The 1,205-nt window shown below is 53.2% G+C and carries 1 rRNA gene (only partly in view); it reads left to right on the forward strand.

Features of this window, described 5'->3' with window-relative positions:
- Positions 1-1,205 (forward strand): 23S ribosomal RNA (locus DXA13_RS20430); its annotated part reaches 1,753 nt to the left of the window's first position; the annotation flags it as partial.

The following is a 1,205-nucleotide window of genomic DNA, read 5'->3' on the forward strand; positions in this document are numbered from 1 at the left end:
GATGAGGAGAGAATCCTAAGGCCGGCGGGAGAAGCATTGTTAAGGAACTCGGCAAAATGACCCTGTAACTTCGGGATAAAGGGTGCCAGAGAGATCTGGCCGCAGAGAATAGGCTCAAGCAACTGTTTAGCAAAAACACAGGTCTATGCGAAACCGAAAGGTGAGGTATATGCTGACGCCTGCCCGGTGCTGGAAGGTTACGAGGAGAGGTTAGCCGCAAGGCGAAGCTTTGAATCTAAGCCCCAGTAAACGGCGGCCGTAACTATAACGGTCCTAAGGTAGCGAAATTCCTTGTCGGGTAAGTTCCGACCCGCACGAAAGGCGTAATGATTTGAGCGCTGTCTCGACAATGCACCCGGTGAAATTGAAATACCAGTGAAGATGCTGGTTACCTGCGCCAGGACGGAAAGACCCCATGGAGCTTTACTCCAGCTTGATACTGGGATTCGGTAATGCATGTACAGGATAGGTGGGAGCTGAGAAATGAGGACGCCAGTTTTCATGGAGCCATTGTTGGGATACCACCCTTGCGTTATTGGGTTTCTAACCGACTGCCGTGACCCGGCAGAGGGACAATGTCAGGTGGGGAGTTTGACTGGGGCGGTCGCCTCCGAAAGGGTATCGGAGGCGCTCAAAGGTTCCCTCAGGATGGTTGGAAACCATCCAAAGAGTGCAAAGGCATAAGGGAGCTTGACTGCGAGAGTGACGGCTCGAGCAGGTACGAAAGTAGGACTTAGTGATCCGGTGGTATAAAGTGGGATTGCCATCGCTCAACGGATAAAAGCTACCCTGGGGATAACAGGCTTATCACTCCCAAGAGTTCACATCGACGGAGTGGTTTGGCACCTCGATGTCGGCTCATCGCATCCTGGGGCTGAAGTAGGTCCCAAGGGTTGGGCTGTTCGCCCATTAAAGCGGTACGCGAGCTGGGTTCAGAACGTCGTGAGACAGTTCGGTCCCTATCCGGCGCGGGCGTAGGATATTTGAGAGGAGCTGTCCTTAGTACGAGAGGACCGGGATGGACGGACCGCTGGTGTATCTGTTAGGAATCAATCCTATGGCAGAGTAGCCAAGTCTGGAAGGGATAAACGCTGAAGGCATCTAAGCGTGAAGCCCCCCTCAAGATGAGATATCCCATCGCAAGAGTAAGACCCCTTGAAGACGACGAGGTAGATAGGGCAGAGGTGGAAGTGCAGCAATGCATG

It is taken from the genome of Clostridium sp. AM58-1XD (assembly GCF_003464085.1).
GTDB lineage: Bacteria > Bacillota > Clostridia > Lachnospirales > Lachnospiraceae > Lachnoclostridium_A.